Source organism: Trichocoleus desertorum AS-A10 (genome assembly GCF_039962155.1).
Taxonomy (GTDB): domain Bacteria; phylum Cyanobacteriota; class Cyanobacteriia; order FACHB-46; family FACHB-46; genus Trichocoleus.
The window spans coordinates 24,557-39,945 of the sequence record NZ_JAMPKN010000002.1 but is presented as its reverse complement, the minus strand read 5'-3'; the positions used below and the strand labels follow the sequence as shown (position 1 = coordinate 39,945).

Below are 15,389 nucleotides of genomic sequence, written 5' to 3'. Positions count from 1 at the left end.
GCAGCATCAAAGGTGTTTGAGCCGCTGAATTTCTTCAGCAAAGTATCTAGTCTTTGTTTGGTAATTGGGCTGAGTTTAGCAGGTCAATCAGGTAGTGCTGAAACGTTGAAGTCGATTCAACAACGGGGCTACCTGATTGTTGCTGTTAAAGAAAACCTATATCCGCTAGCGTTCAAAAATTCAGCGCAGCAGTTACAAGGATTTGAAATTGACGTGGCTCGCCGCTTAGCTCAAGAACTGCTAGGTCAGGCAGATGCCATCCAACTTCAGCCTGTTGCTAACCAAGAGCGCCTTCCATCTGTTTTGGCAGGTCGAGCAGACTTCGCGATCGCGAGAGTGACTGCAACTGAGCCCCGATCCCGTTTAGTGAGCTTTAGTCTTCCCTATTATCTAGATGGCACTGCTTTAGTAACTAAAGCGGCAACAGTCAAGCGACTAGCTGATTTAAACCAGCGTCCAGTGGCCGCGCTGAATGGTTCTAGCACGATCGCCACAGTGCGCTATCTGGTTCCTGGCGCTAAATTGGTAGGGGTAGACTCCTACGCAGCGGCATACTCCCTCCTAGAGTCAGGTAAAGTCGTTGCTTTTGCGGCGGATGTCAGTGTTTTGACCGGGTGGGTGCAGAAATATCCTCAATATCATCTGCTGCCGACTTTGTTATCTGCGGAGCCTTTGTGTGTGGTCCTGCCTAAAGGCGTGCAGTACGACGACTTGCGACGTCAAGTGAATAGTGCGATCGCGCGTTGGCATTCTGATGGTTGGCTACAACAACGAGCCGTCTATTGGGGTCTGCCGTGGGCTAACTTATTGAAGGATAGGGATACGAAACCTACAGAGATGTTGCGTCCCTAATCAGGTGAATTCTATTTAAACCAGATTGCTTAGCGGTGCTCACGCATAACAAATATGGATAGCTTGCTTCCCATCGTCTATTTGTCAATCTTGCTAACTTTGTTGGCAAGCGCAGGCTGGGCGATTCTTCGCCAAGTGCTGAAAACTCGCAAGATTGAAACTTCGATTTCGCGCTTGCAGAATAAGTTGAATAAAGAAAAAGGTACAGCCGAAGAATACTATGAACTTGGCAGTATCTATTTAGAGAAAAATTTGTTTTCTCAGGCAGTCATACAATTGCAAAAAGCCCTTAAATCACCCGATTTAGAGGGAGAGGAAAACACAGCGCTAATCTACAACGCGCTCGGTTATGCCTACTTTGCTCAGGAGCAGTATGACTTGTCCATTCGTCATTACAAAGAAGCTCTAAAACTAAGCCCTAATTATGTGACAGCTCTCAATAATATTGGGCACGCTTATGAGCGCAAGCAGCTTATGACTCAAGCTCTCGAATCCTATGAAGAAGCCCTCAAGCTGGACCCCCAAAGCTTAACAGCTAAGCGTCGAGCTGAGTCTCTGAAGAAGCGCTTGGTTTCAACCACAGCAAGTGCTGAAAAATAAAGATCGACGAAGAGCTGCTCTGACGTGCAATACCAAAGCGATCGCCCTGGCTTGAAAGATTAGCTGGGGCGATCGCTTTTTGCCTAGGCTTTTGAACAAGCTAGAGGCTAGAAGGTGAATGTGGTTCGCAAGGCACCAATTCCTACTGTGTCGCTTTCAGGGGCATTACCTGGGTTGAAGAGCACAATCACACCTGGTGTAATCGTGATGTTGTCAGAGACGCGATAACGGTAGAACACTTCTAAGTGCGTTGTTGTACCGGGTTGATCCCCTTCAGTTCCTGCTCCGCCTGCTAGCAAGTTAGGAATGTTCTGACCTGCTGGTAAGTCGCTTTCGGTAATTTTAGGTGGCTGGCCTACATAAATTCCGCCCAAGTTGCCTTCGCCGAACAAGTCGGGGAAGTTGAGGAACGCCATCCAGTTGGTGGTCTCCACATTGCCATCGCGATTAGGAATCCGCGAATTAGTAAAGCCACCCCAACCGCCTACCGTAATCCCTGGGGTAGCGCGCCAAGCTACAGTGGCACCAAAGGCATCCGTTTTTAGACCAGAGCCAATGGTGACTTGGTCATCACCAATTCCTAAGCCTAGACTGCCGGCGAAATTAGATCCAGAAGGGTTATACGAGTTGAGGTAATGGAGCGCTAGGTCAATCGTATCCGTGGGAGAAACCGTCAATTGAGCTCCAGCAGTAGTGGCGCTGCGGCGGCTGCCAAATAAGCCAGCGTCATTAGGGTCAGCAGGGTCACTAGCCGAATAAACACCCTGCAAGCTGATGCGAGGGCTGACTTGCCAGTCGAAGCCAGCACCACCGGTGCCATTACCAACACTAATGATGGGGTTCCGCTGGGCAAAAGCCGAAATTGGGCCTTGACCAGAACTTTCAACTCGGTTAGCTCCGCGGAAAACGTTGACTGCGTTAACGCCAACAGGACCTGCAACCACAGCAAGGTTATTGCCAATTAAATGCCGAAAACTCAAGTCACTGATGAGGAATTGGTTATCGCTGTCTAGCTCATAGCCCAGCCTAGTATCGTTGCTGAGGCGGGGAGCTGTGCTGCCATTGCCAGCGGCTAGCCCAGTTAGCAAGATGCTGCGATTGCTCAGTTGTGTGAACAAGCTCAGCTGAACGTTGTTGATGAAATTAATGTTTGTTGCTGGGTCTTCTGTATCTTTAACGCCATCGACTGGGAAAAAGTCAGCAGTATTGTCAGTACGGCCTTGGATGCCAAAGATAGCTTGGCCAAACAACTTGGTTGTGGTGGAAAACTGATTCGCTTCCAGTTCAGCCGTGCGAGCTTCTAGCGAATCGACTCGGCCTCTGATGGTAGCGAGTTCAGCAGAGAATTCTTCCTGCAACCGTTGTAATGTTGCTAAGTCTTCTTTCTGCACCAGCTCATCAGTGCCCGCCTGAATCAACTCATTGATTCGGTCTAGGCACGAATTAACCCCAGCCGCGAATTCATAGCGAGTTAACGCTCTGTTGCCTCGGTAGGTGCCATCTGGATAACCCGCGATACAGCCATACCGTTCTACTAAAGACTGTAGCGATTGAAAGGCCCAATCTGTTGGTTGCACATCAGAGAGTTGGGAAACCGAAGTAACTTGAGCCATGCCATCACTGACAGCTTCTGGGTTTTCTAAGTCTAGAGTGGCAACATCAATCATGCCTTGGCTGTCGTCAGACGGGCTCAAAGCTTGAGCTTGCAGGGTCGCGTTTGCGATCGCTGGGGTGGCGGAGGTCGTAGTGGCTGCATCAGCTGCTAAAGCAGTTATTTGAGTGGTGCGATCGCTAGGCTCACTCTCCTTGACAGACGCCTCAGGAGCCAAGACCTCAAGAGCCGATAAGCGATTGGCAGCCGCATCTGTACTATCGTTAGTGGCGGCTACAGCTGGAGAGACATTTGCTGTAAATAAGCCTAAAACTGTACACAACAGGGCTAAAGAGACGTTCTTTTCTAAGCCCACTGGGGATTTCATTGTTTTATTCACTCCTTCGAACACCATAAGTGACCAAGCTCTATACTTCATCGTTATTGCCGGTAGAGACTTAGACACACCTCTGCATAAATTTTTTGCCGCTAGAGCCAATAATCAAAAGGCTGCACTCAGTGACGACTCAGTTTTTCAGGAAGTTGATCACTAACCATTTGGAGCATTCCCATCTCGCAAAAAGAATCAAACATTAAACAGAGATGAGATAATCCGCAAACACTTCTTTGAAAAAACTGAGCTAAAACGGCACAAGCTCAGTTTGGGTTGATATAGATTGAACAATCTGCAACCCTCTGTTGCTTTTAGCACCCTAAGTCTTTTTCTATCTCTTAGTAATTATCAGTCATGATGTTGACAGTCAGGCAATCTTGACAAAAAAGGATGCTTAAACTAAGTCAAATTTAAGACAAATTTTATTTGTGCAAGCAATAATTGGATGGCGTTAGGTCCAAAGCAAGGCGATCGCCAACCGTACCGCTTCTCCTACGGATGACAATCGGGCTGATTCGTTAGCTGTTTGTTCCCAGTGCTTTAAGTGCTCTAGAAAAGCTTTATCTTGCTGAGCCCGCTTGACAATGACCTGACTAATCAGTTTCTTTTGAATTTCTTCTGTAGAAATGCCTTGATGCCTGAGGTAATCCAACAGGTGCTCGACACTGCCCACGAACTGACTGGGAGCCTGTGAAACTAAAATATGCTGAATCTGGCGCACCACCTCTTGGTAGAGCCGTAATCGTTTGTCTTTGTCCGTTGCGGCAACTGTGGGTGGCTGTGCTTGAGGCTGAGGGGTGATGACGGCAGCCTCTAAATTGCTAGATCGAGCAGTTATACCTAACAACCCTAAAATTTCCGAGCGCCGAGACAGTACACGTGGCAAAAGCTCAGGATAAAGTTGCAAAATTCGTTGAGCTAAAATTTTGCCGTTTACCGAGCGATCGGTTGTGAGCTTCAGTAAATAGCCGTTGTCTGTTAAGTCGTAGGACTGAATCGTTAAGCGCAAATCAAGGCACTCTAGTTCTACCTGAGCCAGGGTGAAAACTAAGGCTTCCCAATGCGGTAGTTCCTGCCAAACCACTTCGACAATGGCATCGCCACCTTGATACTGACGAGCCAACTCTCCGGGTTCAAAGTCGCGGTTGGCAGGATAACGCTCGGTTGGGCTTTTGGTGGTGTAGTTAAACTGAGTGAAAATGTAGCGGCATTCCGCCTTGGCTAGATCTGACTCTGCAATGTGCCAGTTATAGATGCAGCATCCTGTGAGTTGAGCTCCGTCTAAGTTAGCCCGAATTAGATGGCTCTCTAGTAGGTAAGCATCGCTTAAGTCTGCTTCACTCAGAGTCGCTTCATTTAAGTAGGCTCCACTGAGATCAGCACGACGCAGGTCAGCACCTCGTAAGTTTGCCTCGGTTAAATCAGCTTGTAAAAGATAGACATCTTGTAAGCTCGCTCGCAGTAAATAGGTTTTCTTGCAACTGGTTTTGAGGAGATAAGCACCACTGAGGTTGGCCCGACTGAGATCCGCACTATTCAGTACCGCTTCGCTCAAGTCAGCGCCAACGAGGGTAACGCGGTGCATATCTGCCTGACTCAAATCTGCCTGCCGCAAACAAGCACCACTCAGGTTAGCTTCAATTAAGTTGGTGCCAACTAGTTTAGCCTCCCGCAGATTGGCTTCCTCTAAATGGGCTTCTCGGAGATTGGCTTGGCTGAGGTTGGCACTAATTAAGCTAGCTCGCCGCAGGTTGGCTTCCATTAATTCGGCTGCCACAAACTGAGTGCCATTTAATTTAGCTTTTTCAAGATTAATTTGATCGAGCTTGGCCCGACTCAGATCAGCCCCGCTCAAATCACCTTCTTGCAAGGTTGCCCAATTCAGATCAGCGGCTTGAAGCTGGGCCAGCCGTAAGTCAACCTTGCTTAGGTTAGCTCCGCTCAAAACTGCCTCAGTTAAGGTGCTGCTGCTTAGGCCAGCACTCCTGAGGTCTGCACGTCGTAAACAAGCTCCAGTCAGATTTGCTCGGCTTAACAAGGCCCAACTCAGGTTTGCGCCTGCAAGATTGGCTCCAGTTAAATCTACGTCTTGGAGGTTAATACCACTCAGCGTGGCACCACTAAGGTCAACGTGGGCGAAGTCACGCTCTCCTTGTTGATATCGACTGATGAGCTCCTGTACTTGCATGTACCTGCGCTGACTTTCACTCCATCATTACAGATTAGGAAGCGAGGCCAAACTAATGCCATGTTTAGTTATGGCAGCCAACGGGGGTGAAGTCCAGCAAGGGGGAGTTGTTCCGGTTGCATTTGCGCTGGAGCTTCAGTTGGACTAGGAGGGGTGACAGGCAGTAGCCAGAGCCGACTCGTCGCGATCGCTTTGCCGTCATCAGTACGGAGAGAATTGGTTTCAGCGTTGGTTTCCTTAGCGGCTGCAATGGTTTGGTCGAATAGGAAGCCCAAGCCATCAGGAGATAAGTTCATTTGGATGTCTCGTTGGTCATCGGGCAATCGCAACAAGGGTTTTGCCTCAGCAGTTTTTAGGTTGATCGCCACCAAAAAAGGCCGTTCTCGGTATTCGTTACCTGGGATTAGTTCCGTAATCAGGCTGTAGAGGACTTGCTTGGTGGGATCAAACTGAGCGCTCAAAATAGATCCTTCAGTTTTTAGCACCTCTTTTTGAATGCCTTGGTTAGTGACTAAAAAGAGTGATTTGGTGTAGTTAGTGTTGAATTTCACCATTGCCGCCGCCGAACCGTCCTGAGTAAAGCTCAGGACCATGCCGAATTTGGGTAGAAAATCTAAAGGATCGGCTTGAGGTTGTAACGGCAGAATTGCTAATCCTTGTCCTTGCGCAAAAGCTAAAGCACTACTATCCGGTGTGATTAAGAAATCGCCGCCGGGCTGAGTTTTGAGCGGTTGAGGGGCTGCTCCTTCCTTGAGAAGCCAAAGCCCAAAGTCACCAGGATTACGTTGGTTGACTCGCTGAATCACGATGGTTTGGCCGTCTGGGGAGAGGTCAAACTTAAGGTTCTGGTACTCCTTGCTGTCGAGAACAAGCTGGAGCTGACCTGCCTTGGCGGGTTCTCGGATCGGTTTACCAGGAGAGGCGAAATGCATCCCCGTCGTGACGGTATACAGTTTTTGATCGAGGGTTCCTTGACGATTTGCCTGCCGCTCAGTCGCTGCAAATAAAATCCGATCGCCTTCTGGATAAGCTTTGAAGTCCATCACTACCAGATTTTTCGAGGTCAGGACTCGCTTTTGCTGTTGCGATAGGTTGTAGAGAATCAACCGTCCTTCCTCTTCTCCTTCCACGCCGATGTAAGCAAAGGCGCGATCGCGAGTCCGAAACTGGCCTAAAAATGGTTGAATTGACGCTCGATTTGTACCTTCTGCGGTAAAACGGTCTTGAGCATCCTGCAACTGAACTTGGTACTTGGTGCCGTAGGGGGCGGGCATGGTTAAGGTGTAGGCCATGCGGCGACCTGCCCAACTAATTTTGCCAGGCAGCGGTGGCTCTAGTTTCAAGTTCTTTTCTACACTGGCCTGCTCCATGGGGCGGCTGAAGGTGAGAATAAAAGCTGTATCCTCTGCCCCAATTTGCTTGTTTTGCCAGTTAAACTCCCGAATTTTGGGAGCGGAGCGATCGCCACTCCACAGGAGTAAGCCGATCAGGACCGCCAGCACGAGCATCAGCGCGATCGCCACGCGGTCGAAAGGTTGGGGAAATGGCTTTAAAGGTGCGGTGGAGTTCGCCTTCTGCATAAAAGCTCGTTGCTAAAATGTAGCGATCGCGTCGATTGCGGGATAGAGATTCGTGGATTACACTTTAACACCCTTAGGAGCCGACATCTTTGTGGTCCGGGGCTTGCTGGATGCCAGCATCTGCAAACACATTTTAGAGGTGGTGACCTGCCATCAGTTTCAAGCGGCAGGAATCGAAGTGGCAACGGTGAATGCCCAGATTCGCAGTAATGATCTGCTGCCCCTAGATAGCCCTGATTCGTTGTTGCACTCTACTCATCAACTTTTGCTGGCTCGAATCGCTGTAGTTCAACAACTATTACTGCAACATTATGATGTTGCCTTCCCTCACGCAGAAGCTTGCTCAATTTTGCGCTATCAACCGGGTCAGTACTACAAGCGCCATGTCGATAACTTATTGCTGAGCGATCGCTTTGAGGAAGTAGCTCAAGGCGTGCCAACTCGCGATATCAGTATTGTGGGCTATCTCAATGAGGACTTTGAAGGGGGAGAAACGTTTTTCGATCGCCAAAACTTAAAAGTAAAGCCCGAAACTGGCAACGTTTTGGTATTCCCGTCTTACTACACGCATCCCCATCAGTCTTTGCCAGTCACACAAGGAGAAAAATATTCCTTCACAACTTGGCTATTCCACTAACTCAGGCTGGAATACAGCTTGTACGGATTTTTGTTTAGTAGTCGTACGGATTCTTAGGTTCTGGGATTTTCTTAATCGATTTAGGCTGAATCGTCAGTTGACGCTTTCCAGCGAGATCTTCTGTGATCATCTGCCCTTCGATTTCTAGCCAGGTGTCCACTGGGTAATCTTTGCGGCTTTCTTTTAGCTTCACTGGCAAACTGACTGGATACGCATCGGCGGCACAGCAGGTGATGACAAAGCGAGACAGCAGAAAATACTGCTCTGGCAGTTCCGGTGCATGGATGACAAAGCCTTGGACTTTCACCTTTTGGCCTGTGTAAGCATCTGGTTCCGGATACACGTTGAGCGTGCGCACCCACTCAATCAGCGATCGCGATTCGGAGTTACTAGAGGCTCGAAAAGCTTGAGGTTGAGCCCTGGTTAAAGTAATTGCATCCCCAACTCCGCGTTGGATAGCGGTCTGGCTGGCGAAAGCGCGGGGTGTGACGACAAAACCCAGGATAGCGGTGAACAGCAACAAGGTACTACTCCAACCCGGTGGAAAGAGCGACAGGTGCTGAGTGGTTTGGACTGGAATCGCTGCATTGCGCCGCTGAAATGATTGGGGTAAGAGCGTCAGGGCTTTGCCGCCGCCAATCAACAGCAAACCAATGCCACCAGCGATCGCTAGCCAAGTGTAGTTGGGATGAATTAGCAGACTGAGTTTTCCGGTGAGCCAGTACTTGAGCAGCAAAATGCCCCAAGCACTAATCGCTACTACGTCGAGCCAGGGTAAAAACAAGCGGCGACGTTGCTCACCACTGCGGGGACGGCGGCCAGAAGTAGACTCAACTGACATGCAAGTTAATGAAGAGGGTAAACAAAAAGGTTAACTGCGCGGCCAAAGCAAAGAGGTAAATGACAGCTCTAGCCTGAAAAATAGATAGCATCAGACCCAGACCTTTCAGGTCAATCATGGGTCCAAAAACCAGAAAGGCTAGCAAAGAGCCACTAGTAAATGCAGAAGCAAAGGACAGAGCGAAGAACGAATCCACCGTAGAGCAAATGGAGACCAAACCTGCCATCAGCATCATGGCAATAATTGAGGTGACTGGCCCTTGGCCTAATCCCAAGACCACCTCTCGCGGCACAAACACTTGGATAAGAGCTGCGATCGCACTGCCTAGAATTAAGACTCCGCCTAACTCCCGCAATTCTTGCACCGTATTTTCCAACAACAAATACAAGCGATCTGGTAGAGGCTTACGCATGGTGGCTGCTGCGACCATTGATGCCTGCAATTCGGTGGTGTCCATGCGAATCGGTTGACCAATTTGACCCAACAGAAAAGTCCCGGATTGTAACAAAGGCGAAACCCCACTCTCCGCCTGGCTTTCTTTGGGCTCGCGCGGCACTGGCATAGCCCTGGCTACCGCAGGCTGTAATAAAGGTCGCAGATCGGCTTGAGCGCTAAAGACCCAGCCAATGATGGTCGCGATCGCCAAGGATAGACCTACTCGCAAAAACACAATCTCTGGTTGGTCGCGAAAAGCAATCCAAGTTGACCAAAACACGATGGGGTTAATCGTCGGAGCTGCGAGCAAAAAACCGATCGCCACGGGGGCAGGAGCGCCCTGCATGAGTAAGCGCCGAGCGACTGGGACGTTGCCGCACTCGCAAACTGGAAACAAGAAACCTACACAACTGCCTGCAAAAGCTCCCAATAGAGGATTTTTAGGCAAAACCTTGATCAGTTTGCGCTCATCTACAAAGAACAACAGCAAGCCAGAGAATAGTACTCCCAATATCAAGAAGGGAATCGCCTCGACTAACAAGCTTAAGAACAGCGTAAAAGCACTGTTCAATTGGTTTAGATCCATGCGCCTCGTTCACTCCTCAGATTGAAGAGCGTGATCCCAGTCATTTTATCGGAATCGTTTGGGAATTGAGTTGAGTATCTCACGATCAGTAAATGCACAGGTGCTAAAAGAGGATCGGGAAGAAACGAGCTTTAAAGCAGCCATTTAGACAATCTGTCAATTGTCACACTGGAAAAGGCAGCAGGCTGGGAATAGTAAGAGAAGTAAGCACAAAAATGTCTTGCTTAGATCCGGTGCCGCTAACGATTGCCAAAAGCTATGTCCTAAGTAAGACCGAAGTAGCTACTTTACCACTTGTGAAAGATTGTCAAAGTTTATGAAAAAAGAAAAGCTAGTAAGAAGCATGTGGTAGTAATAAGTCAGAGAAATAGCTACTTGAATTTTGATCAGAAATAATACTTATTTTCAGGGTGTATTAGGGTAACGAATTTAACTTGGTTAAGTTGAATATTTATTGAATCAAGCCATTCCAGTAGCGATCTAACTAATTCCAAAACTACCTTGCTACCGTTGAGCCGTCACGGAAAGCGTGTCTTTGTCAGACCAATCAAGGAACTGACACAGCTTGCCTAGCCTGCTTACGGAATTCTCCGTAAGTTAACTGTAGAGCCCAGGTAGTGCATCAAAAATTTAAAATACTTATGTTCTCCTTCCTGAAGTCACACACCGAGTTGTCTCAGCCCCTTGCACCACCTACAAGCAGACATCATTTAGTTCGGGCTATCGCTGCTGAAGTTACCCCTTTAAGATTAGGACCAACGCAACTTGATTTTGAAGATTTAGTGGAGTTTGAGCGGGTAGAAAATCAGTATTCTACTTTAGGAGTGCAGTTTTGGGGTGCGATCGCGATTCGGCCCTCTAATCCGATCTTTGTACCCAGTTCAGGCTGCTTAGTTTTGATGCCTTCCACGTTTCAAGCTGGCATTCAGGCTCAGTTTTGCCGACCTGTCGCAATCATGCAAGCTTTGGTCAGCGGCACTCGCCCAGTTACCCTTACGGCTCTAGATAGTAACGGTGTCGTCTTGGAGCGTGTGAGTATTGGCTCTTACCGATACTTGTGGGCCGATGGCCAAGCGGAACTAGCGCCCCTCCCCCAACAGCCGCTGCAATTAAAAACCTCAGGAATTGCGAGCATCCTGTTTGAATCTGATGCCCCTTTCACGTTGGACAATTTTTTCTTTAGCCAGCTTTAACTCCAAGGTAGTTAAGGCTAGTCAGTAGCCGTAGGCTGGCAAGCAGAAACAGGTAATACTATTCGAAATTCGGCACCCGCTCCAGGTTGACTGCAACATTGCAGACGGCCCTTGTGCCCTTTAACCACAATTTGATAGCAAATTGATAGTCCTAATCCTGTTCCTTTACCCACTTCTTTAGTCGTGAAGAAGGGGTCAAAGATGCGCTCCTGTAACTCTAGAGGAATTCCTGGTCCGTCATCTCGAATTGAGACAACCACGCGATCGCCTTCATGCCAAGTCTGAATGGTGATATTTGCTTTTTCCCCAGCGGCATCTAAAGCATTGGCCAAGAGATTGAGAAAGACCTGATTAATTTGTCCTGCATGGCACTCTACCGAGGGAAGCTCGCCATAGAGCTTGTCAATTTTGACGCCTGTTTTAACCCGATGCTGCAAGATTAGCAGAGTGCTTTCAATGCCTTCATGCAGGTCAACAGACTTACGCTCTGCTTCATCTAATCTGGAAAAATTACGCAGAGTTAAAACAATCTCTCGAATGCGCTTGGTACCTTCCTCCATAGAACTAATGAGCTTGGGGAAGTCCTCCCGCACATAGCCAAGCTCTTGCTCAGCAATTAACTCTGCGATCGCTTCTGGAGGATTGGGGCAACAGTCTTCGTAAAGGGCGATCGCTTGATTTAAGGCAGTAGTATAGCGTTGGGCATAGGGCAGATTGGCATGAATAAAAGTGATGGCGTTGTTAATTTCATGAGCAACTCCCGCCACCATTTGTCCCAAGCTAGATAGCTTTTCACTCTGAAGCAACTGCATTTGTGTGGTTTGCAGTTCTTCTAACGTCGCTTTGAGCGTCTCAGCCTGAGCTTGCGACTGAGCTGCGGCTGTTTGTACTTGAGTATACAGTTGAGCTTGCTGAATCGCGATCGCGACTTGGTCGGCTAATTTCTGTAATAATTCGGTTTCCCAAGCTTGCCAAACCCTAGGTGCGCCACATTCCTGCGCAATTAAGAGCCCCCATAACTTTGAGCGAATAACAATGGGAACAATCAAATTGGCCTTGACCTGTAATCGCTCCAAAAATCTGACATGGCAAGGGTCTAAACCAGCTTGAAAAATGTTGTGGATAGCACGAACGCGGCCTCCCTGATATTGCTGGGCATACTTGGCTGAGAAGCAGTTGTCTTGGCTCAGTTGGCCCAATGCCGATATCCAAGGGCTAATGACTTCCTCTACAACGACTTCGCCTTGCCAGTTGGCATCCAAAAACTGGTAGATTACCACCCGATCGGTGTCGAGTAAGTGCCGCACTTCTCGCACTACTGTCTGCAAGATGGTCTGTAAGTCCAAAGTGCTGCGAATTTGATTCGTGACTAAGCGCAGGAGAGATTCCTGCTCAACCTGTCGCCGGGTTTCACTATATAGCCACGCTTGATTGATGGCGATCGCCAACTGACTGCCAACGCCCTCTAGCAGTTCCATTTCCCAAGGTGTCCATTCCCGTTCGCGATCGCACTGATGCAGCCCAATAATGCCGTTGACCTTGCCTTGGTAACGAGTTGCCAAAGCCATCATGGAGCGAATTTGTAAGCCCTGAGCCACTTCCCTAATTTGCTCGGTTAAGCCCGGAAACTCTAAAAAGCGAGTGACTGCTAAGGCTCTAGGCTGGGCAATCAAGGCCTGTAAGTGAGGATTATCTCTGAAGGGGACTTTGCTGCCGAGTTGAGAGGGATAGTCGCCTTGGTTATACTCTCCCATCGTTGTCAGACTATCTTCCTCATTTGGCTCCACAACTAAAATACTAGCTCTGCTACATTTCAGGGCTTGGCCTAGTAAACGACAAGCAGAATTTAAGATTTCTTCTAAATCTAAAGTGCTGCGAATTTCATTACTAATTTGATTAATCAGCTTAGAGAGTTGAACTTGCTGCTGTAGTTGTTGCGTTAAGTTTTGATGGCGCTGACGTTTATATAGTTCTAGCTCCAATAGCTCACCTTCAGCCGGATGTGTCCCATTATTCTCCAGAGAAAATGCTTGACAATGTGAATGAAGAGGAGAGCTATTGACTTCAGAGGACATAAATTCTCAACTGCTTTTGCGGCTTTAGGTCTTGTAAATAACGAATGAATAAATTTGACTAAAAGCAGGCTTTTAAGGAATTAAATGTTTTACTAGTTCTTCTAAACAAAGCAATAGACGCTGAAATAGCGTATTGGTTGCTCAAATTATTAAAATTAGATCAATCTAATCAAAATAAATTTTCGTCCTACATCTGTCTTGGGACAGAAGAGGTCTGTGGTGTTAAAAATCACAAGAGGCAATCGCTGCTTGTGCTAGATCTCTGTATTTTTACTTAAGTAAATTGAAGCGATGTCTAGTGGAGATGCTGGTGGAGATGCATAAAGAACAGATTCACTCTTACAAAGAGCTTGCCTTTATCCAGTCTAGCTAGTTCATCGGCAAATTAGACGCACCCGAGATCTAAAACCAATCGCTAAATAGGATAACCGGAAAGCTAAAGAGTCTGCCCTATGGAAAAAATTCTATCGCTTTTGCTTAAGTTTTGGGAATTTATAAGGATCTAAAAGTAATTACTTTTTAGGCTTTAATCAAGAATTTTTTTTAGATATTCCAATCCTTAAGCTAGTTCCTAAGAACGGGTTCCAGTTCTTAAGATAGAAGTTTATGGGTGCTGCAACGGTACAAGTTAGTGATCCTCAAATGCTTCAATCAAGATTCAGGCAGCCTAATTGGAAATCCATCTACCCTTTGGTAGAAGCAGCAGTCATTAATCTCGCCTCAGCAAACTCCCTATTACAACAGATTGTAGAAGCGATCGCCGCTGAGCATCAAGTTGAGTGCCTACTCTGGACGGGGTTTGACCCTGAAGTGGCTGAGGGCATTCAAGTTTATGGCACGGATCGAGCTTTGCAAAGCTTGAAACAGGAGCTGAGCTTAATTCCCACTCTAGCCGAGACTCCCGGATTGATTTTAACTGCTCCGCCAGCCCAGGAGTCGAAAATTCAGATTTGCTATCTATCCAAGTCACCTCAATGGTTGTTAGACCAACAGCACCTCTCACACGCCGCTAGACTGTTTGGGGAAACCTTGATTGTGCCTGCTTGGAATGGCAATCGCCTCCGCTTTGTCCTGCAATTGCAGCGCCACCTACCGCAAGCTGCTACACATTTACCCAATCTAGAGACAAGGCGTAAGCCATTTCTGCGCTCTTACTTTAACCCTAAAGTACCTACGCCTCAGCCTACAGTTGCAGCCGCTCAAGCTTGGATGGTCGAGGAAGTTGAAACGCTAGAAGTGATTTGTAGCCAGGTAGTATTGGCGCTGAATGCGCTGCACTGGCGGGAACGTCTCGAACAATCGCGGCAACAGGCAGCCCTAGTCGGTCGAATTGTGCGGTTGCTGAACTCCAGCCTCAACCCCAATGAAATTGTGGAATGCATTGTGGCAGAGTTGGGCCAAGGGTTGAACAGCGATCGCTGCATTTTAGTAGATCTGCGAGGCGATCCAGTCCATATCTTGGCTGCTTGGGACCATCCAGAGCGCTGCTTTCAGCCGCTAGAGAATCGCCATATCGCTCGTGATCTCTGGCAGGACACAGTTGAGATGTTTCTCCAAGGCGCAGCTTCCTATTTGGAGTTAGAACTAAGCCAACAGGAGTCTGACCCGCTATTAAATTGGTTGCGTGAAATTCAAGCTTTTGCTGCTTTAATTGTGCCGTTGTTTGTCCAAGATGAGTTTTTTGGCGCAGTCCTGCTGTTGTCTTACGAAAAGGAACGAGTTTACGAGCTAGATGAACTCCAGACGATTCGACAGGTAGCAGACCAGGCTGCGGTAGCTTTGACCAATGCCCAGCACTATCAAAGCCTTTGGTTTAAGCAGGAAACTCTACGCTTGCAAAATAATTCCTTACAACTGGAAGTTATCCATGATGAGTTGACGCAATTGCTAAATCGGCGATCGCTAGAGCGGGAGCTGGCTCAACTCAGTGCTCCTGCCCAGTGGAACTTGCAGCCGCCCTTCAGTGTGATTGTGTGTGATATTGACTATTTCAAGCTGATCAACGACTCTTATGGTCACTTGGTGGGGGATGAGGTGCTGTACAGCTTGGCCCAACGACTGCAAAAACAGCTACGGTTTGGCACATCCGCTTATCGGTACGGTGGTGAAGAGTTTGTCATTCTGCTAATGGATGTGACGCTAGACAGGGCATTTGAAGTCGCTGAGCGGTTGCGGCTGGCGATTCGCTCAACCCCCTTCGAGACCACGATTGGACCGTTGGAAATTAGTGCTAGTTTTGGCGTGGCTCAGCAAGATCCAGCTAGCGATCAAGATGCCTGGGATACGGTGCAACGGGCTGACCGAGCTTTGTATGAGGCGAAGCGTCAAGGTCGCGATCGCGCCATCGTACTTTAGACATCCGTAAGTGCAAATGCTAGAGTTGAGCAGTTTAAAGAAACAGCGATCGCGAGAGTGTC

At 48.1% G+C, this 15,389-nt stretch carries 11 protein-coding genes; 5 read left to right on the top strand and 6 right to left on the bottom strand.

The genetic code is table 11. The annotated features are described in order from the left end of the window. Positions 1 to 12 precede the first annotated feature (12 nt). Positions 13 to 852: a transporter substrate-binding domain-containing protein gene (locus NDA01_RS03995; protein ID WP_431193311.1), complete on the top strand. Its 840-nt coding sequence runs from the start codon at positions 13 to 15 to the stop codon at positions 850 to 852. Between the two features lie 54 nt (positions 853 to 906). Beyond that, a complete protein-coding gene (locus NDA01_RS03990; RefSeq protein WP_348226974.1) occupies positions 907 to 1,452 on the top strand; it encodes a tetratricopeptide repeat protein in 546 nt (181 codons plus the stop codon). 107 nt (positions 1,453 to 1,559) lie between these two features. On the opposite strand, the gene NDA01_RS03985 is transcribed toward NDA01_RS03990, so the two are convergent. From NDA01_RS03985 to NDA01_RS03975, 3 genes are all read right to left on the bottom strand, one after another. Further along, positions 1,560 to 3,431, bottom strand: a complete 1,872-nt coding sequence (locus tag NDA01_RS03985) for an iron uptake porin (protein WP_348226973.1) — start codon at positions 3,429 to 3,431, stop codon at positions 1,560 to 1,562. Positions 3,432 to 3,888: 457 nt separating this feature from the next. Then, positions 3,889 to 5,625 (bottom strand): pentapeptide repeat-containing protein, encoded by a 1,737-nt coding sequence (locus NDA01_RS03980; protein ID WP_348226972.1) that lies wholly within the window; start codon positions 5,623 to 5,625, stop codon positions 3,889 to 3,891. 68 nt (positions 5,626 to 5,693) lie between these two features. Continuing rightward, entirely contained in the window at positions 5,694 to 7,205 is a 1,512-nt protein-coding gene (locus NDA01_RS03975; RefSeq protein ID WP_348226971.1) for an Ig-like domain-containing protein, read from the bottom strand. Between the two features lie 52 nt (positions 7,206 to 7,257). Here NDA01_RS03975 and NDA01_RS03970 point away from each other — a divergent pair, with 52 nt between their 5' ends. Next, positions 7,258 to 7,842: a prolyl hydroxylase family protein gene (locus NDA01_RS03970; RefSeq protein WP_348226970.1), complete on the top strand. Its 585-nt coding sequence runs from the start codon at positions 7,258 to 7,260 to the stop codon at positions 7,840 to 7,842. Between the two features lie 34 nt (positions 7,843 to 7,876). On the opposite strand, the gene NDA01_RS03965 is transcribed toward NDA01_RS03970, so the two are convergent. Together NDA01_RS03965 and NDA01_RS03960 are read right to left on the bottom strand one after the other, a co-directional pair. Next, positions 7,877 to 8,683, bottom strand: coding sequence for a TIGR03943 family putative permease subunit (locus NDA01_RS03965; protein WP_348226969.1), 807 nt, complete (start codon positions 8,681 to 8,683; stop codon positions 7,877 to 7,879). After that, entirely contained in the window at positions 8,673 to 9,704 is a 1,032-nt protein-coding gene (locus NDA01_RS03960; RefSeq protein WP_190556017.1) for a permease, read from the bottom strand. The genes NDA01_RS03965 and NDA01_RS03960 overlap by 11 nt, the downstream gene beginning before the upstream one ends. A gap of 641 nt (positions 9,705 to 10,345) precedes the next feature. Between NDA01_RS03960 and NDA01_RS03955 the strand changes: the two genes are divergently transcribed. After that, the gene (locus NDA01_RS03955; protein ID WP_348226968.1) at positions 10,346 to 10,897 is read left to right on the top strand and encodes a hypothetical protein; all 552 of its coding nucleotides are present in this window, start codon (positions 10,346 to 10,348) and stop codon (positions 10,895 to 10,897) included. Between the two features lie 17 nt (positions 10,898 to 10,914). Here NDA01_RS03955 and NDA01_RS03950 read toward each other — a convergent pair whose 3' ends face one another. Continuing rightward, positions 10,915 to 12,972 carry a GAF domain-containing sensor histidine kinase gene (locus NDA01_RS03950; RefSeq protein WP_348226967.1) on the bottom strand — a complete coding sequence of 686 codons (2,058 nt, stop codon included), beginning with the start codon at positions 12,970 to 12,972 and terminating at the stop codon, positions 10,915 to 10,917. A 606-nt stretch (positions 12,973 to 13,578) separates the two neighbouring features. Between NDA01_RS03950 and NDA01_RS03945 the strand changes: the two genes are divergently transcribed. Then, positions 13,579 to 15,327 (top strand): GGDEF domain-containing protein, encoded by a 1,749-nt coding sequence (locus NDA01_RS03945; RefSeq protein WP_348226966.1) that lies wholly within the window; start codon positions 13,579 to 13,581, stop codon positions 15,325 to 15,327. Positions 15,328 to 15,389: the final 62 nt, after the last annotated feature.